A 22,472-nucleotide genomic window follows, 5' to 3' on the forward strand; every position below is an offset into this window, starting at 1 on the left:
GCCAGCAACGACGAACGCACCGCCGCTCTGCAAGACTTCCTGCACACCTACAACCACCACCGCTGCCACACCGCGCTCGGAGGCCAACCACCGATCACCCGCGTCAACAACCCTGCGGGTCAATACAGCTAGCCCGTACGGAGGGCTCAGTCGTCGTGGCGGGGAATGCCGGACACCTCGTGATCGGCGTGGAAGAGGGCCTCCGCGATGAGGGCCCGCACGTGCGCGTCCCGGGCGCGGTAGAGGACGCGGCGGCCCTGCCTGCGGGTACGCACCAGACCGGCCAGGCGGAGCTTGGCCAGGTGCTGGGAGACGGAGGGCCTGGCCACGCCGATCGTCTCCGCCAGGGAGCCGACGTCGTACTCGGCGGAGGACAGCACCCACATCAGGCGGAGCCGGGTGGCGTCGCTCAGCATGCGGAACGCCTCCACGGCCGCGTCCACCTGCGCGGGAGTGGGTTGCACCTGCGGCTGACCCGCACCTGAGTCGTTGTCGCGTGCGTACATGACTACATATACTCGCCCGTGAGGTTGCCGCCCGCAAGCGAGGGATGCGATGTCCGACCATCACGACCACCACCCTTCGCCGACCGGCCAGCACGGGCACGGACACGGGCATGACCACGGGCACGGGCACGGACATGGGCATGGCCACGGGCGTCGCGCGAGTGGTTTCAGGCGCCTGGTCCATCAGGCCGGGCACGCGTTCACGCCGCACAGCCACGACAGCGCGGACAAGAGCGACGAGGCTCTGGAGTCCAGCTCGCGCGGCATGCGCGTGCTGGCCGTCTCCTTCGCCGCGCTCATGGTCACGGCCGCGGCCCAGGGGGTGATCGTGGCGTTCTCCGGCTCGGTCGCGCTCCTGGGCGACACGCTGCACAACGTCGCCGACGCCCTGACCGCCGTCCCGCTCGCGATCGCCTTCTCCCTCGGGCGGCGGGCGGCCACGCGCCGCTTCACCTACGGGTACGGCCGGGCCGAGGACCTCGCCGGGATCGCCGTCGTCGTCGTGATCGCCGCCTCGGCCGGCCTGGCCGGCTACGAGGCCGTCAGGCGGCTGATCGAGCCGCAGGACGTGCGGGCGCTCTGGTGGGTGGCCGCCGCGGGCGTGGTCGGCTTCCTCGGCAACGAGTGGGTGGCCCGCTACCGGATCAGGGTCGGCCGGGAGATCGGCTCGGCGGCGCTGGTCGCGGACGGACTGCACGCCCGGACCGACGGGTTCACCTCGCTCGCCGTCCTGCTCGGGGCGGGCGGCGCGGCGCTCGGCCTCCCGCTCGCGGACCCCGTCGTCGGCCTGCTCATCACCGCCGCCATCTGCTTCGTCCTGCGCGACGCGGGCAGGGAGATCTACCACCGGCTCATGGACGCCGTGGACCCGGCGCTGCTCGACCAGGCCGAGCGGATCCTCGCCGGCACGCGCGGCGTGGAGCGGGTGGGTTCGGTACGGCTGCGCTGGGTCGGCCACGCCCTGCACGCCGAGGTGGACATCATGGTGAGCCACGAGCTGTCGCTGGTCGAGGCGCATGCCGTCGCCGTCGAGGCGGAGCACCGGCTCATTCACGACCTGCCACGCCTGCGCGCGGCCACCGTGCACGCCGACCCGGACGGCCCCCATGACGTCGACCACCACGCCGCGCTGACGAGCCATCGCTGACCGGCCCCGCGGGCTCGGCGTCCAGCAGGCGCGGGCTCGGCGCCCGGCAGGCTCGCGGGCTGGGCGCCCGGCGGGCTCGCGGGCGGGCGCCGCGCGAGCAGGGGCCCGACGCCGAGCTGCGCGGCGGCCAGCACCAGGCAGACGCACGCCGCGGCCACCCACATGCCCTCCGCGCCCACGCGTTCGAGGAGCTGGGTGCCGGCGAGGGGCGCCGCCACGGCCGCGACGCCCCAGCTCGTCCCGTAGACGGCGAGATAGCGGCCCCGGGCCTCCGGCGCGGCGAGGCCGGCGACGACCGCGTACGCGCGTCCGACCATGAACAGGTCACCCAGGCTCCACACCACGGTCGCGACCAGGAAGAGCGGCAGGCCGCGGGCGATCGCGTAGCCGGCCAGCCCCGCCGCCATGAGGACCGACCCCACCGCGAGAGCCGCGGAGGCCGGCAGCGCCGCCACGGATCTCAGGCGCAGCAGAGGCTGCCCGGCCACGGTCGTGACGGCCGAGACGGTGAACAGGAGGCCGGCGTCCGCGGCTTCGAGGCCGTGCCCCGGCAGGGCGAGCGGCAGGGCGACCATGATCCCCATGCACACGGTCGCGAACAGCGTGCCGCAGGCGAGCATGGCCACCAGCGCCGGATCGCGCCAGGGCGTCGTCCGGCCGGAGCTCGCGGCCTCGGCGCGCCGGGGACCGGAAGGGTCGGCCGGCAGGGCCAGGCGCACGACGGCCGCGCACGCCAGGCACGTCAGCGCGTCGATGACGAACAGCCAGCGCAGGTCCCAGCGCCCCACGGCCGCCGCGATCAGTCCCGCCCCCATGCCGCCGGCCGCCAGGGCCGCGTTGAAGAGGCTGAACGCCCGGGTCCGGTCGTCGGGGCCGGCGGAGTCGGCGATCATCGCCTGGCTCGGCGGCTCGTACAGTTCGAAGACCAGGCCGAGCAGCACGGCGAGCACCGCGACCGCGGCCACCGATCCGGCGGTCGCGACGGCCAGCTGGGTGACGGCGCAGCCGCAGAGGCCGAGCACGACCGTGCGGCGCCGGCCCAGCCGGTCCGCGAGGAGGCCGCCGAGGAGCCGCGAGGGGATCGTCGCCAGGCCGAACGCCGCAGAGATGATCCCGGCGGTGGCGGCACCGGCCCCGAACTCGGTGGTGACCAGGACCGTCAGGAACGAGATCGAGAACGCCCCGAGCCGGTTCACGGCGCGCGCCACGACGAGCAGCCACACGGTCCGGGGCAGCCGCCGACCGCGGCCCGGGAAACGCATACACTGACCTCCGTGACCGACCAAATGGATGACGTCGGTCACGAACCCTAGGACTCGAAGGAGTGACCAGTCAAGTGATGTTCGATGGTCATGTCGCCACGCTGCTGGAGGCGACCGTGTCCCTGGTCAACGTCCTCACGGACGGCGCCGCCCGCGGCAGGCCCTACACCGCACCCCGAGCCGGCCTGCTGCCCGCCGCCGTCGACGCGGCCCTGCCCTCCTCCGGCTCCGGCCCTCGCACGGTCACCGCGGAGGAGGCGGAGCACCTCGTCCGGACCGCCGAGAGCATGCGCCAGGTGTTCGAGGCCGTCCACGCGGAGCGGACGGGCGAGGCGGCGGCCGTCGTGAACGCGCTCCTGCTCTCCACCGGCGCCCGGCCGCAGCTCGACCAGGTTCCCGGGGAGCCGTGGCAGGTCCACTTCCACGGCCCGGACGACACGCTGGCGGTGGGCTGGAGCGCGGGCTGCGCGGCGGCGCTCGCCCTGGCGATCGGCAGCGACCTCGGCGGCCGACTGGGCGTCTGCCAGGCCGCCGCCTGCGACCGGGTCTACGTGGACAGCTCCCGGAACGGCGTGCGCCACTTCTGCTCCTCCGCCTGCCGCAGCCGCGTCAAGGCCGCCACCCACCGTGAGCGCCGGCAGGCGCGGGCCGGGGGCCGCACCACCGCGGAGCCGGCCTGATCGCCTCCCCCGCCCGCCTCGCCGCGCAGGGAAGATCACCGCCACCGCGCGCCGGACCACGGGCGCCCGCCCCGGCATGTGTACTGTCTGTAGCTGACTATGCATGCTCCGTGTTCACCCGCAGGACGGCCGCGCTGGGTGGCGTGGCTCTCCGTGCTGCTCGGAGCCCTCGTGATCGCGCACCTGTGGGCGCACGCCCTGTCCACGGACGAGCACCGGGCGATGCCCGACCCGGCCGGATGGGCGACCTGCCTGCACGGCACGGATCACGATCACCACGTCGACCATCCCGACGGCGACGGGTTCGTGCTGCCCGTCCCGAAGCGCGTCCCCTGCGAACCGGTGGCGCGGTGGACGACGCCGTCGCTGCGGCCGGTCATGCCCGTCGCGCACCACGACGGCAGCCCGCCCGAGCACCACCCGCGACGCGGCCATCGCGACCGGGCCGCGCGCCATCACACGCTTGAGGTCCACCGGCCCTGAGGACGGGTCCGCACCACGTCTGGCCTGAGTCCTTGTCGGTAGCGTCCCGCCGCCGCGCGGGAGGAATGCGTGTGCAGCATGTCGATGATCTCGTCTCCGTCCCGGCCCTCGTCCGCCCTGGCGCGGCTGGCCGGTGACACGCCCGTGTGCTGGATCGGGGAGCCGTTCGCCCCGTTCGGGCGTGGTTTCTGGGCCAAGCTCGAAGGAGCCAACCCCGGCGGGCTGAAGGACCGGCCCGCCCTCCACATCGTCGGACGCGCCCGGGCGAGAGGAGAGCTCGCCCCGGGCGCGATGATCGTCGAGTCCACGTCCGGCACGTTCGGCCTGGGACTGGCGCTGGCCGGCATCGTCCACGGCCACCCGGTGACCGTGGTCACCGACCCGGGGATGGAGGCGATCGTCCACCGGCTGCTGTGCTCCTACGGAGCGCGCGTGGAGACCGTGTGGCGTCCGCATCCGGCCGGCGGCTGGCAGCGCGCCCGGCTGGACCGGGTCGCCGAGCTGCTCGCCGCCCATCCGGGCGGCTACTGCCCGCGGCAGTACGACAACCCCGACAACGTGGCCGCCTACGCCGCTCTGGCCCACGAGCTGCTCGCCCAGCTCGGCCGGATCGACGTGCTGGTGTGCAGCGTCGGGACCGGCGGCCACTCGGCCGGGGTGGCAAGGACGCTGCGCGAGCACAACCCCCGGCTCCGCCTCGTGGGGGTGGACGCCGTCGGCTCGACGATCTTCGGCCAGCCGGCCAGGCCGCGGCTCATGCGCGGGCTGGGCAGCAGCATCCACCCGCGCAACGTGGACCACGACGCGTTCGACGAGGTGCACTGGGTGGCGCCGCACGAGGCGGTGTGGGCCTGCCGCACGCTCGCCGCCACCCACTACACCACCGGCGGCTGGAGCGTCGGCGCCGTCACCGTGGTCGCCGCGTGGCTCGCCAGGACGCAGGCGGCCGACCGCCGGATCGCCGCCGTCTTCCCCGACGGCCCCGCCCGGTACTACACGACCGTCTACGACGACGGCTACTGCGCCGAGCACGACCTGCTCGGCCGGCCTCCCGCTGACGAGCCGGACCGGATCGGGCACCCCGCCGAGGCCGAGGTCACCCGCTGGACCCGGATGGTGATGCGCTGATGTGGCGCCGTTTCACCTCCTTCGACCGCGGCGTGCGGCTGCTGATGGTCAACCAGCTCGCCATCAACACCGGTTTCTACATGCTCATGCCGTACCTGGCCGGGCACCTGTCGGGCGGCCTGGGCATGGCCGCCTGGACGGTCGGGCTCGTGCTCGGGGTGCGCAACCTCAGCCAGCAGGGCCTGTTCCTGCTGGGCGGCGCGCTGGCCGACCGGCTCGGCTACCGGCCCGTCATCATCGCGGGCTGCCTGCTGCGCACGGTCGCCTTCGCGCTGCTGGGGGTCGCGGACGCGCTGCCCGCCCTGCTGGCCGCCTCGGCGATGACCGGGTTCGCCGGCGCCCTGTTCAACCCCGCGGTGCGCGCCTACCTCGCGCACGACTCGGGCGAGCGCCGGGTGGAGGCGTTCGCGCTGTTCAACGTCTTCTACCAGAGTGGCATCCTGGCCGGCCCGGTGATCGGGCTCGCCCTGGTGAGCGTGGACTTCCGGCTGGTCTGCGCCGTGGCCGCGGCCGTCTTCGGGCTCCTGACGCTGCTCCAGCTCCTCGCCCTGCCGCCGTGCCGCGCGCGGACCACCGGCGGGGCGGGCGTCGCGGCCGGGTGGCGCGCCGTCGTCGCCAACCGGCCGTTCCTGTTGTTCTCCACGGCCATGGCGGGCTCCTCCGTGCTGTCGTTCCAGGTGTACCTGGCCCTGCCGCTGCTGCTCGGTGACGCCGGCGCGGTCGGTTCGCTGTTCGTGGTGTCGGCGCTCGTGGCGATCGCCGGTCAGCTCAGGATCACCGACTGGGCGCGCCGCCGCTGGAGCGGGCCGCAGGCCGTCGTCCGCGGGCTCGCGCTCATGGCGATCGCCTTCCTGCCGCTGGTGCCGGCCGGCGCGGCACCGTCCGCGGCGGCGCGGATCGCGGCGGTGCTGGCGTGCGCGGCGCTGCTGGCCGCGGGAACCGCCCTGACGTACCCGTTCGAGATGGACACCGTGGTGGCGTTGTCCGGGGAGCGGCTGGTGGCCACCCACTACGGGCTGTACAACACGGTCGCCGGGATCGGCATCACGCTGGGCAACCTGCTGGTCGGCGCGCTTCTGGGCGCCGGCTCGCCCGCTGCGGCGGGGACGGCGCTGTTCCTGCTGGGCGCGGCGTGCGCGGTCGCGGTCGGGGCGCTGGGCCGTACCGGACGGCTGACGGGCGCCGCCGCTCCGGAGGCCGCCGGTCAGCGGTGATCCGCGACCGGCCCGCCGGAGGTCAGCCGCCGAGGCGGCGGGCGGTGAGCGCGGCGCCGACCAGGAGGATGCCGTGGGAGGCGCGCAGGTCGGCGCCGATCAGGGCGCTCACCCTGGCCAGCCGGTTGTCGACGGTGTTGGGGTGCACGTTCAGCGCCCGCGCGGTGGCGCGGCGGTCGAAGTCGGCGGCGAAGTAGGCCTCCAGCGTCTCCAGCAACGAGGAGTCGAGCACGTCCAGGAGCCCCGCCAGCCGCGCGCCGCTCGCGCCCGGCGCGCTCAGGTGATAGTCGAGCAGGACGCCGCCCAGCTCGTAGAGGCCCTCCGGGCGGCCGGCCGCCCGGGCGACCTCGGCGATCCTGGTGGCCTGCCCGGCCGCGGCCGGGACGTCCGCGCGCCGCGCGGCGGCGCTCAGACCGACGTGGACGCCGACGCCCGCCTCGGCGAGACGGCGGGGCAGCCGGTCGTCGGGAGGGGGCAGGCGCAGCGGCAGCAGGGCGTGGCCGCCGTCCGGGCCGAACCGGGTCATGACCGGCTCCCCGGCGCGGCGGTCCAGCTCCGCCTGGACGGTGCGCAGGCGGCGCCGCACCTCCACGGGAGAGGCCCCGTCCGGGCTGATCGCCAGGTGCAGCACGTGATAGCCGGGTTCGAGGGTCACCCCGTGCCTGGCCGCCACGTCGTCGGCGGCCTGACCGGCCAGCAGCGCCCTGGCCACCGCGCGCAGCGCCTCACCGCGCTCGGCCAGCGCGGCCTGCCCGAGATAGGCCTCGCTGACCGCGCTCGTGACCCATTCCAGCGTCTGGAACATCAGCTCGCCGAGCAGCCGCAGGCCGTACTCCTCGCCGGGCCGCGCCACCGCGCACAGGGCCCGCCACATCGACCGGTAGGCCAGCAGGTAGGCGCTGAGCAGGGTGGTGAGCGGCACGCCCTCGGTCATCCGCTGCGCCGCCCGCTCGCGGAACACCCGCAGGTCGCGGTCGGCGGCGGCCCCGCCCTGCGCGAAGCGCAGGAACAGCCGGAACCCGTGCCGGACGCTGGCCGCCATCTCCACGTCCCGCAGCCGCGCGGGCAGGACCGCCAGGCCGGGGATGGCGGTCGCCTGCTCCGCCACGATCTGCCGGGTCAGCCGGTTCACCTGGGGCTCGCAGCGGGCCGCGATCCTGGCGGCGCTGAGCGCGGGCTCGTCGTCCATGGCGTGATTGTGACATCTCACAATCCGTACGGGACGACGGTGGGATCGGGAGTGATTGTGCGCGCCTGATCCGCCCCGCCACAGTGATCTCACCCCCCGGATCCCGCCGACGACGAAGGAGCCGCCCGATGGACATCGTGAGGTACGCCGACCAGGTCTGGTCCGGGGAGGTCGCCGACAGCGTCGTGCGGGCCGGGCTGTCCGGGAGCGGCGTCGTCGAGGTGGCGGACGACGTGGGCTTCCGCGCCGGGTTCGGCAACACGGTCGTCGTCAGGAGCGGGGGCGAGGCGGCCCTGTTCGACACGGGCAACCCCTACGACGCCGCACGCCTGCACCAGGACGTGCGGACGTGGACGGCCGACCCGGTGACGACCGTCGCCTACTCCCACGGGCACATCGACCACGTCTCCGGTGTGGGCCCGTTCGACGCCGAGGCCGACGCGGCCGGACGACCCCGGCCGGTGGTGGCCGCCCATGAGGCCGTGGCCGCGCGCTTCGACCGTTACCTGATCACGCGGGGCTACAACGCGGTCGTCAACCGCAGGCAGTTCCAGTTGGAGGAGCTCGGCTGGCCGTCGGAGTACCGGTACCCGGACGTGGCCTACCGCTCCACGCTGACCGCCGGCCCGTTCGAGCTCTTCCACGGCAAGGGCGAGACCGACGACGCCAGCGTCGGCTTCCTGCCCGAACAGCGGGTGCTGCTGCCCGGCGACCTGTTCATCTGGCTCGCCCCCAACTGCGGCAACCCGCAGAAGGCGCAGCGTTACCCGCGCGAGTGGGCGATCGCGCTGCGCCGGATGGCGGCGCTGAACGCCGAGATCATGCTCCCCGGCCACGGCGCGCCGATCTTCGGCGCCGACCGGATCGAGCAGGCGCTGGTCGAGACGGCCGAATGGCTGGAGAGCCTGGTCGAGCAGACACTCGCCCTGCTCAACGAGGGCGCCCGGCTCGACGCCGTCGTCCAGCGGGTCAGGCCGCCGGCCCACCTGGCCGAGCGGCCGTACCTGCGGCCGCACTACGACGAGCCCGAGTTCGTCGTGCGCACCATCTGGCGGCTGTACGGCGGCTGGTACGACGGCAACCCGGCCCACCTCAAGCCCGCCCCGGACGCCGTGCTGGCCGGCGCGGTCGCCGAACTGGCCGGCGGCGCGGGGAAGGTGGGCGAGGCGGCGCTGCACGCCCTGGCGGCGGGAGACCAGCGGCTCGCCGGGCACCTGGCCGAGATGGCCGTCCAGGCCGCCCCCGACGACGCCGGCCTGCACCGGATCCGGGCCGAGGTGTTCGCCGAGCGTGCGCGCTCCGAGGCGTCCCTGATGGCCAGGGGCGTGTTCGCCTGGGCCGCCGCCGAATCACGCAAGCGTTCGGAGTGAGCCGGCGTGTTGCGCAAGGCGGGGCTCCACGTGGCGGAGACGGCCGCACCGGCGCTGGGTTTCACCGTGGCGTACGCGACGACCGGCAAGCTGCCGCTCTCGCTGGCCGCCGCCCTCTGCCTGGCGGCGCTGGTCGCCCTCCACCGGTTCCGGCAGGCCCGCAGCATCTGGCCGGCGCTCGGCGGCCTCTGCCTCGCCGCCCTGGCGGGAGCTCTGGCCACGCTGTCCGGGGAGGCGGCCGACTACTTCCTGCCGCTGATCGCCGTCCGCACCGTGATCGCCGTGGCGACACCGGTCCTGATGCTGCTCCGGCTCCCCCCGGCCGGGCTGGTGACGGGGCTGGTCACCGGCCGCGGCCTCTCCTGGCGGCGCTGCCCGGTGCGCCTGCGGGCCTTCACGATCGTCAACGCGCTCTGGCTGGCCATGGAGGCGTCACTGCTCGCGAACCAGCTACGGCTCTACCACGAGGGGCAGGCGGTGGCCATGGGCGTGTTCAAGCTCCTGGTCGAGGTGCCCGCCCACCTGGTGGCGGCGGTCGTCCTCTGGCTGCTGTACCGGCGCCTCACCGATCGCCCCTGCCGCGGCCCGCTCTGCCCCGATCATCTCCCTTCCGAGGGGGAAGCGCGGCGGCGCCCCGGCGGGAACTAGGGTCGTGGGCATGGCCGGCTGCATTCTCGTCCTGAACACGGGATCCTCCTCGATCAAGTACGAGCTCGTCGACGTCACCACCCGCGAACGCCCCGCCGTCGGTCTGGTCGAGCGCATCGGCGAGGACGGCGGGCGGCTCACCCACCGGACCGGCGACGGGTCCCCGTACGTGCGCGAACGGCCCTTCCCCGGGCACGGCGACGGGCTGGAGGCGATGATGGAGGCGTTCGACGAGGCCGGCCCTCCGCTGTCCCCCGTCGCGGTCGGGCACCGGGTCGTGCACGGCGGCACCCGGTTCACCGAGGCCGTCCTCATCGACGACGAGGTCGTCACCGCGATCGAGGACCTGGCCCCGCTCGCTCCCCTGCACAACCCGGTCAACCTCGCCGGCATCCAGCTCGCCCGCAAGGCGTTCCCCGGCATTCCGCAGGTCGCCGTGTTCGACACCGCCTTCCACCGCACGCTGCCGCCCGAGGCCTACACCTACGCGGTGCCGCGCGACTGGCGCGAGCGGCTCGGCGTGCGGCGCTTCGGCTTCCACGGCACCTCCTGCGCGTACGTCTCGCGCCGCGCCGCCGCCGTCCTCGGCCGTGACCTCGCCGGCCTCAACCTGATCGTGCTGCACCTGGGCAACGGCGCGAGCGCCACCGCGGTCTCCGGCGGCCGCAGCGTCGACACCTCCATGGGCATGACCCCGCTCGAGGGCCTGGTGATGGGCACCCGTTCGGGCGACGTCGACCCGGCGCTCGCCGGCTACCTGGCCCGGGTGGACGGGCTGGACGCCCAGGAGGTGGAGCACGCGCTCACGAACTCCGGCGGCCTGCTCGCCCTGGCCGGGACCCGCGACATGCGCCAGGTACGCGCCCGCGACGACGCCGAGGCCGCGCTCGCCCTGGACGTCTACACCCGGCGCATCCGCAAGTACGTCGGCGCCTACTACGCGCTGCTCGGCCGGGTCGACGCGATCGTGCTCACCGGCGGGATCGGTGAGCACGACGCCGCCACCCGCGCCGCCTGCCTGGCGGGGCTCGACCGGCTCGGCATCCGCGTGGACCCGGCGCTCAACGCGGCGGGCGGGGACGGCGAGCGGGCCGTCTCCCCGCCCGGCGCCGAGGTGGCGGTGCTGGTCGTCCCGACCGACGAGGAGTGGGAGATCGCCCGGCAGGCGCACGCGCTCATCTCATGACAGGACGCCGGAGCGCGCCGTCCGCGCGGCCGGGATCGGGCTCGTCGTCGCGCACCTGGGCGGCGGTGATGGCGACGGTCGTGACGATGTCGGCCACGGTGGCGCCGCGGGACAGGTCGTTGACGGGCTTGCGCAGCCCTTGGAGCACCGGCCCCACCGCGACGGCGCCGGCGCTGCGCTGGACGGCCTTGTAGAGGTTGTTGCCGGTGTTGAGGTCGGGCACCACGAAGACGGTGGCACGTCCGGCCACCTGGCTGTCGGGCATCTTGGTGCGCGCCACGCCGGGGTCGACCGCGGCGTCGTACTGGATCGGTCCCTCCACCGGCAGGTCCGGGCGCAGCTCGCGGATCAGGCCGGTGGCGGTGCGGACCTTGTCGACGTCGGCGCCGGCGCCCGAGGTCCCCGTCGAGTACGACAGCATGGCGATCCGGGGATCGACGCCGAACAGGGCCGCGGTGCCGGCCGACGAGATCGCGATGTCGGCGAGCTGCTCGGCGCTCGGATCGGGATTGACGGCGCAGTCGCCGTACACCAGCACCCGGTCGGCCAGGCACATGAAGAACACGCTGGAGACCAGCCCCAGGCGCAGGATCTCGAACGCCGGCCTGATGGTGTGCGCGGTGGTGTGCGCCGCGCCCGAGACCATGCCGTCGGCCATGCCGGTGTGGACCATCAGCGTGCCGAAGTAGGACACGTCGGTGACGGTGTCGCGGGCCAGCTCGACGGTCATCCCCCGGTGGGCCCGCACCGCGGCGTACTCGTGGGCGAAGCGCTCGCGCAGCTCCCCGTCGAACGGGCTGAGCACCCGGGCCTCGTCCAGGTCGAGGCCGAGCTGGGCGGCCTGGGCCCGGATGCGCGCCTCGTCGCCGAGCAGGGTGAGCCGGGCCACGCCGCGGCGCAGCAGGACGTCGGCCGCGCGCAGGATGCGCGGCTCCTCGCCCTCGGGCAGCACGATGTGCCGGCGGCGGGCGCGCGCCCGGTCCAGCAGCTCGTACTCGAACATCAGCGGCGTGACGACGTCGGTCTTGGCGATGGCCAGCCGATCGAGCAGCAGCCGGCCGTCGACGTGCTCGGCGAACAGCCGCAGCGCCGTGTCGATCTTCCCGCCGGCCTGGGGGGTGAACTGCCCCTCCACCGCCGACAGCCGGGTCGCGGTGTCGAAGGTGTCGTGCTCGGTGACGATGACCGGCAGGGGGACGGCCATGCTGTGCAGCAGCCGGTCCACCGGAACGGGCAGATCCGCGCCACCCGTCATGATCACCGCGGACAGGGCCGGGAAGCCCGGCGCCGCGTGCGCCGCGATCAGCCCGGGAAGCAGCGCGGCGGCCCGGTCGGACGGGATGATCACCGCGGCCCCCTCGGTGTAGCGATCGAGGATGTTGGGCAGCGACATCGCGCCGACCATCAGCGCGCTCGCCTCCCGTCCGAGCCCCTCGCGCTCGCCGAGGAAGAGCCGGCCGTCGCAGGCGTCCAGCAGGTCGGCGACGGTGGGGGCGCGCAGGGAGGGGTCCTCGGGCAGCACGAACACCGGCGTGGGGTGCTCGATCGCGACGGGCTCGCGGGCCGCCCGGGTGACCACGACCGCGAGCTCCTGGGCGTGGTGCTGCGCCAGTTGCCGGGAGGAGAGCTCGACCGCGGCGTCGATCTCCGAGACCGTCCGGCCCCGTCCGCTCACCACGTTGAGGACGGGGGTCCCCAGGTCCGCGGCGAGCCTGGCGTTGAACTCGAACTCGGTCGGCGCTCCGACGTCGGTGTAGTCGGTGCCGACCACGACCACCGCGTCGCACCGTCCCGCCAGCGCGCGGTAGCGGGCCACGATGTCGCCGGCCGCGCGGTCGGCGTCGGCGTGCACGTCGTCGTAGGTGACGCCCGTGTACGTCTCGTACGGCGAGCCGAGCTGGAACCTGCTCCGGACGGTGTTGATCAGGTTGTCCTCGCGTCCCGCCCTGACCACGGGCCGGAACACGCCCACGGTCTCCACCTGCCGGGACAACAGGTCCACCATGCCCAGGGCGATCGTGCCCTTGTTGCTTCCCGCCTCGGCCGCCGCGACGTACACCGCTCGTGTCATGGTCACCATTCTCCGTGGCGGACGCCCGGGGCCGCACCCGAGGGGGACGGCGGCACGGGCTCGCATCCGGCACCCGGGAACGATCAGCAGTGGGCGGGCGGCGCCGCCGGAGGCAGGGGGGTGGCGCCCTCCGGGCGGAGGGCGTCCAGCAGGAGCACCAGCGAGCGGCGCCAGCCCTCGTCCGGGCCCTCGGCCGGTCGCAGCGTGCTGAGCAGCATGCCGAGGATGCGCAGCAGGTCGTCCGGCTCCAGGTCGGCGCGCGCCTGCCCGGCGGCCTGGGCGTTGCGCATGAGCCGGGTGAGCGGCTGGATGAACCGGGGGGCCAGGTCGGCGGTGAGCGCTCCCGCGTCCTTGGCCGTGGCGAGGATGCCCGGCTGCCCCGACGCCAGGGCCAGCACCGTCTCCATCATGACCGACATGCCGCGCAGCGGGTCCGGCTCGGCGAGCGCGCGGGCGATCGCCGGCTCGATCTCCTCGCGCATCAGCTCCTCGACGATCTCGCGGACGAGCTTCTCCTTGCTCGGGAAGTGGCGGTAGAGCGTCGCCAGCCCCACCCCGGCCCGCTGGGCGATCTCCTCCAGCGTGACGCCGCCGCCGGCCTCGGCGAACGCCGCCCGGGCCGTACGGGTGATCCGCTCCGCGTTGCGGGCCGCGTCGGCGCGCCGGCGGCGAGGCGCGTCGGTGTCCATGCACCCAGCGTAACAGGTGAGAGTTGGGTCTCACTTCGTGTGTTACGGTGGAAATGAGAGGCCGATATCAGTTAAGTGAGAAGGAGCCGGTTGATGACCGAGATCCCGACGTTTCCGTTGCCGCCGCTGCACGGCGACCCCACGCCGTACGACGCCGGGGACTACCGGCGGCTGCGCGCCGAGGGGCCGGTCGTCCGCCTGCCCATCGCCACCGGCGGCCCCGACGTGTGGCTCGTCACCCAGTACGCCGAGGTGCGCAAGCTGCTCAGCGACCCGGCGCACTTCAGCAACGCCGTCCAAGGGCCGAACGGCCGGCTGGGCGACCGTTCCGACGAGTCGCTGAAGGGCTTCGTCATCGGCAACCCGCTGATGTACGACCCGCCGGAGCACACCCGCCTGCGCCGCCTGCTGACCGGCCAGTTCACCGTGGCCAGGATGCGGCACCTGCGGCCGCGCATCGAGCAGATCGTGACCGAGCACCTGGACGCCATGGAGGCCGCCGGGCCGTCCGCCGACCTGGTGGAGGCGTTCTCGTTGCCGGTCCCCTCGCTGGTGATCTGCGAGCTGCTCGGCGTGCCGTACGCCGACCGGGAGGACTTCCAGCGGCGCAGCAACCGGCTCCTGGACATGACGCTGGACCGGGAGGCGCACGCCGCCAACACCGCCGAGATGAACGCGTACATGTACGGGCTGATCGCCCGCGAGCGCGCCGAACCGGGCCAGGAGCTGCTCGGCCTGCTGGTGCGCGAGCACGGCGACGACCTCACCGACGACGAGCTGCTCGGGATCGGCAACACGCTGCTGGTGGCCGGGCACGAGACGACCGCCAACATGCTCAGCCTGGGCACGTTGCTGCTGCTGCACCGGCCGGACCAGGCCGCCGTCATCCGCGACGAGCCCGACGCCGTCACCCCGGCCGTGGAGGAGCTGCTGCGCTACCTGACCGTGGCGCACCGGGCCGGTCCGCCCCGGCACGTCACCGAGGACATCACGCTCGGCGGCCGGCAGCTCAGGGCCGGTGACCTGGTGATCCCCTCGCTGCTGTCGGCCAACCGGGACGAGGCGTTCGTCAAGGAGCCCGACGAGCTCGACGTCACCCGCGACGCCGCCGGGCACATGGCCTTCGGGCACGGCGTCCACCACTGCCTGGGCGCGCCGCTGGCCCGGCTGGAGATGCAGGTGGCCTTCCCCGCGCTGTTGCGGCGCTTCCCGGGGCTGAAGCTCGCGGTGCCGTACGAGAGCCTCCGCTTCCGGCTGCAGTCGACCGTCTACGGCGTGGAGTCGCTGCCCGTGACCTGGTGATCCGCGCGCGGCCGGGGCGCGGGCAGCCGGGTGGCGGGTAGGAGGAAGGCGTCGGCTTCGGCACGGCGCCGGAGGCGCAGGTCTCCCGCGCCGGCGGATCGCGTCACTCCGATGGAGGCGCCCGATGAGCGTGGCTGAGGGAGCACCGCAGGGACCCGGACCGGATCCGACCGAACGGGTGGAGTCGCTCCTGCGGGACCTGCGCAGCTCCTGGTCGGGCCTGTCCTCGCGGGAGGCCGCGCGGCGGCTGACGCACTACGGCCCCAACGAGCTCCGGCGGCGCGGCGGGGTGCGCTGGCCGCGGGAGCTCCTGCGGCAGTTCACCCATCCGCTGGCGCTGCTGCTGTGGGTGGCGGCGGCGCTGGCCTGGACGGCGGGGATCACTCCGGTGGCCGTGGCCGTCGTGGTGGTGATCCTGGTGAACGCGGCGTTCGCGTTCGCGCAGGAGGTGCAGGCCGAACGGGCGGTCGAGGCGCTGGCCGCCTACCTGCCGGCGCGGGCCCGCGCGCTGCGGGACGGGCAGCCGCGCTCGCTTCCCGCCGCCGAGCTGGTGCCCGGCGACGTCCTCGTGATCGAGGAGGGCGACCGGATCTCGGCGGACGCCCGGCTGATCGAGGGCGGCATCGAGGTGGACCTGTCGATGCTGACCGGCGAGGCGATGCCGGTGTTCCGCTCCGCGGACCTGGCCGACACCAGGGTCTCCCTGCTCCAGGCGCGCGAGCTGGTGTTCTCCGGGACGATGTGCACGGAGGGGCAGGCCCGGGCGGTGGTGTTCGGGACCGGGATGCGTACCGAGCTCGGCCGGATCGCGGCGCTGTCGGAGCGGGTCGAGCGGGAGGAGAGCCCGCTGGAGCGCCAGGTCCGCCGGGTGGCCTGGCTGATCGCGGTGATCGCGGTCCTGTTCGGGGTGGCGTTCATCCCGGTGGCGACCTGGGGAGCGCACCTGCCGCTGGGTGACGCGGTGGTGTTCGCGGTGGGACTGCTGGTGGGCAACGTCCCCGAGGGCCTGCTGCCGGTGATCACGCTGGCGCTGGCGCTGGGGGTGCGCGACCTGGTCAGGCGCGGCGCCGTCGTCAAGCGGCTGAGCGCGGTCGAGACGCTGGGATCGACGGACGTCATCTGCACCGACAAGACCGGCACGCTCACCATGAACCGGATGCGCGTCACCACCCTGTGGACCTCGGCGGGCGCCCGCGACCTCGACGGCCCGGCCCCGGAGGCGCCCCATCCGGCCCCGGAGGCACCGGATCCGGCCTCGGAGACGGCAGGTCCGGTCCCAGAGGCACCGGATCCGGCGCTGCGCGGCATGGTCGCGGTCATGGTCGCGTGCAACAACGCCGGGTCCGACGCCGAAGGCCAGGTCGTGGGCGACCCCACCGAGGTGGCGCTGCTGCGGGCCGCCGGCGACCTCGGCGGCTCTCCCCCGGCCAGGAGGCTCCGCCAGTTCCACTTCGACCCGGTGCTCAAACGGATGTCCACGCTCGACGAGCGTGACGGCGGCGTATGGGTGGACGCCAAGGGAGCCCCGGAGACGCTCCTGCCGCTCTGCTCCACGATCCTGGAAAGCGGCGGCGGGACCGGCGCCCTCACCCCGGCCCGGCGCCGCGACGTCGAGCGGGTCGTGGACGCGCGGGCCCGCCGCGGCCTCCGCGTGCTCGCCGTCGCCACGCGCCGGCTGGACGGGGAGCGGCCCGCGCCGCGGCGGCGCGAGGACGCCGAGCGCGACCTGACCCTGCTCGGGCTGGTGGCGATGCACGACCCGCCGCGTCCCGAGGTCGCCGAGGCGGTCGCCGACTGCCGCGCCGCGGGGATCCGGGTCATCATGGTCACCGGCGACCACGCCCTGACCGCCGCGGCGATCGCCCGGCAGGTGGGCATCGCCGGTGAGCGCCCCTGCGTGGTCACCGGGGAACGGCTCGACGCCATGAGCGAGGACGACCTCGACGCGCTGCTGCGGGACCGGCCCGAGCTGATCTTCGCGCGCAGCTCCCCCGAGGCCAAGCTGCGGATCGCCGACGCCCTGCGCGCCGAGGGCCACGTGGTGGCGATGACCGGCGACGGCGTGAACGACGCCCCCGCGCTGCGCCGGGCCGACATCGGCGTGGCGATGGGCCGCTCCGGCACCGACGTGGCCCGCGAAGCCTCCACCATGGTGCTCACCGACGACAACTTCGCCACCATCGTCGTCGCGGTCCGGTCGGGACGGCGGATCTACGACAACATCCGCAAGTTCATCTGCTACATCTTCGCCCACACGACGCCCGAGGTGACCCCGTTCCTGGTCTTCGCCCTGGCCGGTGGCGCGATCCCGCTGCCGCTCACGGTCATGCAACTGCTGGCCGTCGACGTCGGCACCGAGACCCTGCCCGCCCTCGCGCTGGGCCGCGAGCCCGCCGAGCCGGGGATCATGCGCCGCCCGCCGCGCAGCCGCTCGGAAGGCGTGATCAGCGCCTCGATGCTGCTGCGCGCCTGGCTGTTCCTGGGGCTGATCGGCGCCGCGTTGTCGATGGCGGGCTTCTTCTTCGTGCTGCTCAGAGCCGGCTGGCATCCCGGCGTCCCGACCGGGCCCGGCAGCCCGCTGCACCACGCCTACCGGCAGGCGACCACGATGACCTTCCTCGGCATGGTGGCCGGCCAGGTCGGCACCGCCTTCGCCGTCCGCACCGAACGCGCCTCCCTGCGCTCCGTCGGCCTGACCTCCAACCCCCTGCTGCTGTGGGGCATCGCCTTCGAGCTGGCCCTGGCCGCCGTGCTCGTCTACGCGCCGCCGTTCCAGGCGCTGCTGGGCACCGCCGCCCTGACGCCCGAGATGCTGGCCTTCGTCGTCCCCTTCCCGCTGATCGTCTGGGGCGCCGACGAGGCGCGCCGATGGCTCCTGCGCCGCCGGGCCGGTCACCTCTCCTGAGCGTCCGGCGGGCCGGCGGGTCGCGCGGGGACGACGGCCACGGGGCTCAGCGCGGTCTCGGTCATCGCCCTGGCCACCGTGCCGAGAGTGCCGCCGGGGCGGGTGCGGTCCGCGCCGACGACCAGCAGGCTCGCCCCCTCGGAGGCGACGCGCAGGGCCTCCCGCGCGGGCGCGATCAGCGCGCGGACCTCGACGCGGACGTCCGGGTGCCCGGCTCGCCAGGCGGCCAGGCGCTCCTCCACCCGTTCTCGTGCCGCCGTCCTCAGCGCGCCGGCGTCCGGCAGCGGGTCGATCTCGACGCCCCAGGCCATGCCTCCGACGTGGATGAGGTGCAGCACCGTGATCCGCAGGGACCGCAGGGCGGCCTCGGTGAAGGCGAACTCCACCGCTTCGTCCGGAGTGGCGGGCGCCAGCCCCAGCACGAGCGGGCCGCGGTCCGCCCGCGCGGGAATCGGGCCCGGCCCGCGCACGACCACCACGGGCGCCCGCGCGCCGGCCGCCACGGAGGCGGCCACGGAGCCGACGACGGAACGGGCCGACGCGCCCAGCCCGCGCGAGCCCACCACGACGAGGCAGGCGCCGGCCGACAGCTCCACGAGCCGCTCGGCCGCCGCCCCTTCGCACAGGTCGGTGGTGACGTCGGTGACCGAGCCGGCCGAGCGGGCGCGGTCCGCGCCGTGGTGGAGCACGTGCTCGGCCGCCGCGCGCAGGTGCGCCTTCGCCTCCTCCGCCGCCGCCCCGTACGGCCAGCTCCAGGCGTGCGCGACGGTCAGCGGCAGGCCCCGCAGCCCGCACTCGTCCAGGGCCCACTCCAGGGCCCGCATGGAGAAGTCGGAGCCGTCGTAGCCGACGACCACCCGCCGCTGTCCGCCCATGAGCTCCCCCTCGCTCGCGTCTCCCGCCGCGGCGACCTGATCACGGGGGCACGCCCGGCGAGGCCCCGAGGGGGCGGGCCGTCACTCCTCCCTCTGCCCCACGAGGGAGAAGTACGCCTCCTCCTCCTGCGCGAAGTGCAGCGTCAGGACGGCGTGCAGGCCGTACAGGCAGGCACGCAGGTCGTCGACCTGCTCGGGGAGCAGTCCGCGGGACGAGGCCAGCTCCAGATGCCGGCCGAGCCGGGCCACCAGCCTCCCGATCTCGGCGTGGGCCCTGCTCATGGGGACGGTCGCCTCCGGATCGCCGAGCAGGCCGCCCAGCGCCGGGTACAACCGGCTCTCCTCGGCCCGCTCGTGCGGAAGGACCTCGCCGACCAGCACGTCGTGGACGCGCCGCAGCCGGGGAAGGACCACCGCGGAGGGCCGGTCGAGCGCGTCGGCGGTCTCGCGCAGCAGGTCGAGGGCCGGGCGCAGGCGGGCGTGCTCCTCGTCGAAGCGGTGCAGCATGTCCCCCGTGGGCGCGTCCACGGGCACGCGCGTGCCGCGCCCGCCCCGCAGCGCCCGCAGCGCGTTGAGGGTGACGGCGACGTCGATGGCCTCCTGCAGCAGCGCGCCCGAGGCGGGCGGCAGGGCGCCGAGCGCCGCCGCGAGCATCGCGAGCAGGGAGAGCCCCATGCCGACGCCGGCGCTCTGCACGGCGATCCGCCGCGCCCGGCGGGCGACGTCCATCGCGTCGGCCAGCCGGTCGAGCCGGTCGGTGGTGAGCACCACGTCGGCCGCCTGCGTGGAGGCCGCCGACCCGCGCGCGCCCATGGCGACGCCGACCTGGGCGGCGGCCAGGGCGGGGGCGTCGTTGACGCCGTCGCCCACCATGACGGTGGTCGCCCGCCCGGCCTCGGCCCGCACACCGGCCACCTTCTGGGCGGGCGTGCGCTCGGCGAGCACCTCGTCCACGTCGAGCACGGCGGCGACGCTCTCGGCGACGTCCACGTGGTCACCGGTGAGCATGACGATCCGCTCGATCCCGGCTGTCCGGAGCCTGCGCAGGGTGCGGGCGGCGTCCGTGCGCACCGCGTCGCGCAGGAAGACCACCCCGGCGATCTCGCCGTTCACGCACACCCACACCGTCATCGCGCTGTCGAGGGCCGCCCTGGACCGCTGCGTGGCCGTCCACGGCGACGAGGCGCCCGGGGGCGCCTTGCCCACCTGCACCTGCCGCCCCTCGACGATGCCCGCCGTGCCGAAGCCCGGCTCCTCCTCGACCTCCGCCGCCGCCGGCACGTCGAGGCCGCGCCAGGTCGCGGCCCGGACGACGGCGGCGGCCAGCACGTGCGAGGACACCTGGTCGACCGCGGCCGCGAGCCGCAGCACCTCCTCCGCCGTGTGACCGCGCGCGGGAGCGACGTCCACCACCTCGGGACGGCCGCGGGTGAGGGTGCCGGTCTTGTCGAGCACGAGGGTGCGGGCCCGGCCCAGGGTCTCCAGCGCGCCGCCGCCCTTGACCACGACCCCGTTGCGGGCCGTACGGGACAGGCCGGAGGCGATGGCCGCCGGGGCGGCGAGCAGCAGCGGGCACGGTGTGGCGACGACCAGCACCGCCACCGCCCGCACGGCGTCGCCCGACAGCGCCCAGGCCAGGCCGGCGAGCACCAGCGTCAGGGGCAGGAACCACGCCGCGAACCGGTCGGCCAGCCGCACCACCGGAGCCGTGTCCGCCTCCGTCTCGCGGGCCAGCCGCACCACGCCGGCGTACGTGCTCTCCTCGGCGGTCCCGGTGGCCCGCAGGTCGAACGCCGGCCCGGCGTTGACCACGCCGCTGCGCACGCTCTCCCCGACGAGGTGCTCCACCGGCAGCGGCTCGCCCGTCAGCGCCGACTCGTCCAGCACCGCCTCATGACGCACGACCACCCCGTCGACCGGGACCAGTTCGCCGGGCGGAACCAGGAGCAGGTCTCCCCGCCGGACCTCGGAGACGTCCACCCGCGCGTCACGGCCGTCCGGGACGTGACGGTGCGCCCAGCGCGGCGCCCGCTCGTACAGCGCGGTCAGGTCGCGCCGCGCCCTGCGCAGCGCGTACTCCTCCAGCGCCCGGCCCGTCGCCAGCATGACCGCGATCAGGGCGCCGGCCAGGTACTCGCCGACCGCGAGCGTCCCCAGCAGGGCGAGCACCGCGATCGCGTCCACGCCCAGCCGGCCGGCCCGCAGCGCCGACACGACCCACCAGAGCGCCGGGACCACGGCCACGACCGTGCCCGCCGCCCAGCAGACGTCGGCCGCCTCGCCGAGCCCGGCCAGGCGCAGCACGCCGCCGGCCGCGAGCGCGACGAGCGTGACTCCCAGGAACGCGGCGAGCCCGAATCGCTTCACCCTCCCAGGCTGCGGGAAGGACGGCCGCCCCTCCCAGGGCCTTTCGGCCCGCCCCCGCGGGGCCGATGGCCATCGCCCCGACAGCCAGCCAAATGATGCGTAATTTCAGCATGTCTACCGATACGCATACGGATTCCCAGCTTTGTTACGAGCGCCTACCGTCTGGCTCGCAGTGATCCTTCGCACGTGCGTCACACCCCCCGATTCCCGGCCGGCTCGCGCTCACAGGTGACCCCTGCGACGCGGGCCCGCGCGCGCCCACCCGGGCGGCCGGCCGGGGACAGCCGAAAGGAGCACAAGCGTGAAACGCAAGGGCCTGGCCGCCGCGACCGCGGCACTCACCGCGGCCGCGGCCATGGTGCTGTCCGCCTTACCCGCACTCCCCGCCCACGCGGCCCCGCCCGGGGCCACCCCCGCCCAGCAGGACTCCGCCCTCGCCAAGAGCTCCGACGGTCTCAGCATGCAGGACCCGCCGGACGTCGCCCTGAGCGGCGTCAAGGCCCACCTGTCGCAGTTCCAGACGATCGCGACGGCCAACGGCGGCACCCGCAGGTCCACCGGCGCCGGCTACACCGCGTCCGTCTCGTACGTGGAGCAGAAGCTGCGCGACGCCGGCTACACGGTGGCCCGCCAGAGCTGCACCTCCGGCTGCAGCGGCGGCGCGGGCCCGAACGTGATCGCGGACTGGCCCGGCGGTGACGAGAACCAGGTCATCATGGCCGGCTCCCACCTCGACAGCGTGGCGGCCGGTCCCGGCATCAACGACAACGGCTCCGGCTCCGCCGCCATGCTGGAGGTGGCGCTGACCCTGGCCGCCCAGCGGCCCACGATGACCAAGCACGTCCGGTTCGGCTGGTGGACCGACGAGGAGCAGGGGCTGAACGGCTCCGAGTTCTACGTCAACTCCCTCGGCTCCACCGGCCGGTCGAAGATCCAGGGTTACTACAACTTCGACATGGTCGGCTCACCCAACGGCGGCTACTTCATCAACAACATCACCACCACCGCCGCCCAGCCGCTCAAGGAGTTCTACGACAAGCTGAACCTCCAGCCCGAGGAGAACACCGAGGGCGCCAACCGCTCCGACGACGCCTCCTTCCGCAACGCCGGCATCGCCACCTCGGGCGTGGCCGCGGGAGCGAGCGCCACCAAGACCTCGGCGCAGGCGGCCAAGTGGGGCGGCACCTCCGGGCGCGCGTACGACTCCTGCTACCACTCCGCCTGCGACACCGTCAGCAACATCAACGACACCATCCTGGACCGGGCCTCCGACGCCGCCATGTACGCCCTGTGGAAGCGGGCCGTCGGCGGCGGCACACCGAGCCGTGACTTCTCGATCTCGGCCAACCCGGCGTCGGGCACGGTCCAGGCGGGCTCCTCGGCCACCACCACCATCGCCACCCAGACCACCGCCGGCAACGCCCAGGCCGTCAACCTGTCGGCCAGCGGC

Annotated in this window: 18 protein-coding genes and 1 pseudogene; 12 read left to right on the forward strand and 7 right to left on the reverse strand. The window is 74.7% G+C overall.

The genetic code is table 11. From position 1 onward, the window contains the following. Window positions 1-132: pseudogene (locus HTZ77_RS44595) on the forward strand (integrase core domain-containing protein); the annotation flags it as partial. 14 nt (window positions 133-146) lie between these two features. On the opposite strand, the gene HTZ77_RS44600 reads toward HTZ77_RS44595, so the two are convergent. Next, entirely contained in the window at window positions 147-464 is a 318-nt protein-coding gene (locus HTZ77_RS44600) for an ArsR/SmtB family transcription factor (RefSeq protein ID WP_328809133.1), read from the reverse strand. Between the two features lie 91 nt (window positions 465-555). Between HTZ77_RS44600 and HTZ77_RS44605 the strand changes: the two genes are divergently transcribed. Then, window positions 556-1,653 (forward strand): cation diffusion facilitator family transporter, encoded by a 1,098-nt coding sequence (locus tag HTZ77_RS44605; protein ID WP_175595866.1) that lies wholly within the window; start codon window positions 556-558, stop codon window positions 1,651-1,653. On the opposite strand, the gene HTZ77_RS44610 is transcribed toward HTZ77_RS44605, so the two are convergent. Then, window positions 1,557-2,915, reverse strand: coding sequence for an MFS transporter (locus tag HTZ77_RS44610; RefSeq protein WP_205304740.1), 1,359 nt, complete (start codon window positions 2,913-2,915; stop codon window positions 1,557-1,559). The genes HTZ77_RS44605 and HTZ77_RS44610 overlap by 97 nt on opposite strands. A 77-nt stretch (window positions 2,916-2,992) precedes the next feature. On the opposite strand from HTZ77_RS44610, the gene HTZ77_RS44615 reads away from it, so the two are divergent. From HTZ77_RS44615 to HTZ77_RS44630, 4 genes are all read left to right on the forward strand, one after another. Then, window positions 2,993-3,595: a CGNR zinc finger domain-containing protein gene (locus HTZ77_RS44615; protein WP_175595867.1), complete on the forward strand. Its 603-nt coding sequence runs from the start codon at window positions 2,993-2,995 to the stop codon at window positions 3,593-3,595. Between the two features lie 138 nt (window positions 3,596-3,733). Beyond that, the gene (locus HTZ77_RS44620; protein ID WP_175595868.1) at window positions 3,734-4,078 is read left to right on the forward strand and encodes a hypothetical protein; all 345 of its coding nucleotides are present in this window, start codon (window positions 3,734-3,736) and stop codon (window positions 4,076-4,078) included. Between the two features lie 84 nt (window positions 4,079-4,162). After that, the gene (locus HTZ77_RS44625) at window positions 4,163-5,206 is read left to right on the forward strand and encodes a PLP-dependent cysteine synthase family protein (RefSeq protein WP_328809134.1); all 1,044 of its coding nucleotides are present in this window, start codon (window positions 4,163-4,165) and stop codon (window positions 5,204-5,206) included. Beyond that, window positions 5,206-6,420 carry an MFS transporter gene (locus HTZ77_RS44630; protein WP_175595870.1) on the forward strand — a complete coding sequence of 405 codons (1,215 nt, stop codon included), beginning with the start codon at window positions 5,206-5,208 and terminating at the stop codon, window positions 6,418-6,420. Before HTZ77_RS44625 ends, HTZ77_RS44630 begins: the two co-directional genes overlap by 1 nt. 22 nt (window positions 6,421-6,442) lie before the next feature. Here the strand turns inward: HTZ77_RS44630 and HTZ77_RS44635 are convergent, their stop codons facing one another. Beyond that, window positions 6,443-7,609, reverse strand: coding sequence for a PucR family transcriptional regulator (locus HTZ77_RS44635; RefSeq protein ID WP_175595871.1), 1,167 nt, complete (start codon window positions 7,607-7,609; stop codon window positions 6,443-6,445). Between the two features lie 128 nt (window positions 7,610-7,737). On the opposite strand from HTZ77_RS44635, the gene HTZ77_RS44640 reads away from it, so the two are divergent. Genes HTZ77_RS44640 through HTZ77_RS44650 form a run of 3 tightly spaced genes read left to right on the forward strand, consistent with a single transcriptional unit; the run spans window position 7,738 to window position 10,813 of the window. Further along, a complete protein-coding gene (locus HTZ77_RS44640) occupies window positions 7,738-8,979 on the forward strand; it encodes an alkyl sulfatase dimerization domain-containing protein (protein ID WP_175595872.1) in 1,242 nt (413 codons plus the stop codon). A gap of 6 nt (window positions 8,980-8,985) precedes the next feature. Beyond that, a complete protein-coding gene (locus HTZ77_RS44645; RefSeq protein ID WP_175595873.1) occupies window positions 8,986-9,627 on the forward strand; it encodes a DUF3159 domain-containing protein in 642 nt (213 codons plus the stop codon). Between the two features lie 10 nt (window positions 9,628-9,637). Next, window positions 9,638-10,813, forward strand: a complete 1,176-nt coding sequence (locus tag HTZ77_RS44650; protein ID WP_175595874.1) for an acetate/propionate family kinase — start codon at window positions 9,638-9,640, stop codon at window positions 10,811-10,813. Here HTZ77_RS44650 and pta read toward each other — a convergent pair. Together pta and HTZ77_RS44660 are read right to left on the reverse strand one after the other, a co-directional pair. Beyond that, a complete protein-coding gene (gene pta, locus HTZ77_RS44655; RefSeq protein ID WP_175595875.1) occupies window positions 10,803-12,884 on the reverse strand; it encodes a phosphate acetyltransferase in 2,082 nt (693 codons plus the stop codon). The two genes, HTZ77_RS44650 and pta, sit on opposite strands and share 11 nt — an antisense overlap. 83 nt (window positions 12,885-12,967) lie before the next feature. Continuing rightward, window positions 12,968-13,573 (reverse strand): TetR/AcrR family transcriptional regulator, encoded by a 606-nt coding sequence (locus HTZ77_RS44660; RefSeq protein WP_175595876.1) that lies wholly within the window; start codon window positions 13,571-13,573, stop codon window positions 12,968-12,970. A 93-nt stretch (window positions 13,574-13,666) separates the two neighbouring features. Between HTZ77_RS44660 and HTZ77_RS44665 the strand changes: the two genes are divergently transcribed. Together HTZ77_RS44665 and HTZ77_RS44670 are read left to right on the forward strand one after the other, a co-directional pair. Further along, window positions 13,667-14,875, forward strand: coding sequence for a cytochrome P450 (locus tag HTZ77_RS44665; RefSeq protein ID WP_175595877.1), 1,209 nt, complete (start codon window positions 13,667-13,669; stop codon window positions 14,873-14,875). Window positions 14,876-14,999: 124 nt separating this feature from the next. After that, window positions 15,000-17,780: a cation-translocating P-type ATPase gene (locus HTZ77_RS44670; RefSeq protein ID WP_175595878.1), complete on the forward strand. Its 2,781-nt coding sequence runs from the start codon at window positions 15,000-15,002 to the stop codon at window positions 17,778-17,780. Here HTZ77_RS44670 and HTZ77_RS44675 read toward each other — a convergent pair. Both HTZ77_RS44675 and HTZ77_RS44680 read right to left on the reverse strand, forming a co-directional pair. Next, a complete protein-coding gene (locus HTZ77_RS44675) occupies window positions 17,768-18,655 on the reverse strand; it encodes a universal stress protein (RefSeq protein ID WP_175595879.1) in 888 nt (295 codons plus the stop codon). The genes HTZ77_RS44670 and HTZ77_RS44675 overlap by 13 nt on opposite strands. Window positions 18,656-18,736: 81 nt before the next feature. Then, entirely contained in the window at window positions 18,737-21,022 is a 2,286-nt protein-coding gene (locus HTZ77_RS44680; protein ID WP_175595880.1) for a heavy metal translocating P-type ATPase, read from the reverse strand. A gap of 301 nt (window positions 21,023-21,323) precedes the next feature. Here HTZ77_RS44680 and HTZ77_RS44685 point away from each other — a divergent pair. Continuing rightward, the coding region (locus HTZ77_RS44685) for a M28 family metallopeptidase (RefSeq protein WP_328809135.1) at window positions 21,324-22,472 on the forward strand (1,149 nt) is incomplete at its 3' end.

The organism is Nonomuraea montanisoli, from assembly GCF_013363975.1.
In the GTDB taxonomy this organism is placed as follows: domain Bacteria; phylum Actinomycetota; class Actinomycetes; order Streptosporangiales; family Streptosporangiaceae; genus Nonomuraea; species Nonomuraea montanisoli.

Coding starts and splice junctions, on each gene's coding strand:
- HTZ77_RS44605 (WP_175595866.1), top strand. CDS start 556: ATGTCCGACCATCACGACCACCACCCTTCGCCGACCGGCCAGCACGGG.
- HTZ77_RS44610 (WP_205304740.1), bottom strand. CDS start 2,915: ATGCGTTTCCCGGGCCGCGGTCGGCGGCTGCCCCGGACCGTGTGGCTG.
- HTZ77_RS44615 (WP_175595867.1), top strand. CDS start 2,993: ATGTTCGATGGTCATGTCGCCACGCTGCTGGAGGCGACCGTGTCCCTG.
- HTZ77_RS44625 (WP_328809134.1), top strand. CDS start 4,163: ATGATCTCGTCTCCGTCCCGGCCCTCGTCCGCCCTGGCGCGGCTGGCC.
- HTZ77_RS44630 (WP_175595870.1), top strand. CDS start 5,206: ATGTGGCGCCGTTTCACCTCCTTCGACCGCGGCGTGCGGCTGCTGATG.
- HTZ77_RS44635 (WP_175595871.1), bottom strand. CDS start 7,609: ATGGACGACGAGCCCGCGCTCAGCGCCGCCAGGATCGCGGCCCGCTGC.
- HTZ77_RS44640 (WP_175595872.1), top strand. CDS start 7,738: ATGGACATCGTGAGGTACGCCGACCAGGTCTGGTCCGGGGAGGTCGCC.
- HTZ77_RS44650 (WP_175595874.1), top strand. CDS start 9,638: ATGGCCGGCTGCATTCTCGTCCTGAACACGGGATCCTCCTCGATCAAG.
- pta (WP_175595875.1), bottom strand. CDS start 12,884: ATGACACGAGCGGTGTACGTCGCGGCGGCCGAGGCGGGAAGCAACAAG.
- HTZ77_RS44660 (WP_175595876.1), bottom strand. CDS start 13,573: ATGGACACCGACGCGCCTCGCCGCCGGCGCGCCGACGCGGCCCGCAAC.
- HTZ77_RS44665 (WP_175595877.1), top strand. CDS start 13,667: ATGACCGAGATCCCGACGTTTCCGTTGCCGCCGCTGCACGGCGACCCC.
- HTZ77_RS44670 (WP_175595878.1), top strand. CDS start 15,000: ATGAGCGTGGCTGAGGGAGCACCGCAGGGACCCGGACCGGATCCGACC.
- HTZ77_RS44675 (WP_175595879.1), bottom strand. CDS start 18,655: ATGGGCGGACAGCGGCGGGTGGTCGTCGGCTACGACGGCTCCGACTTC.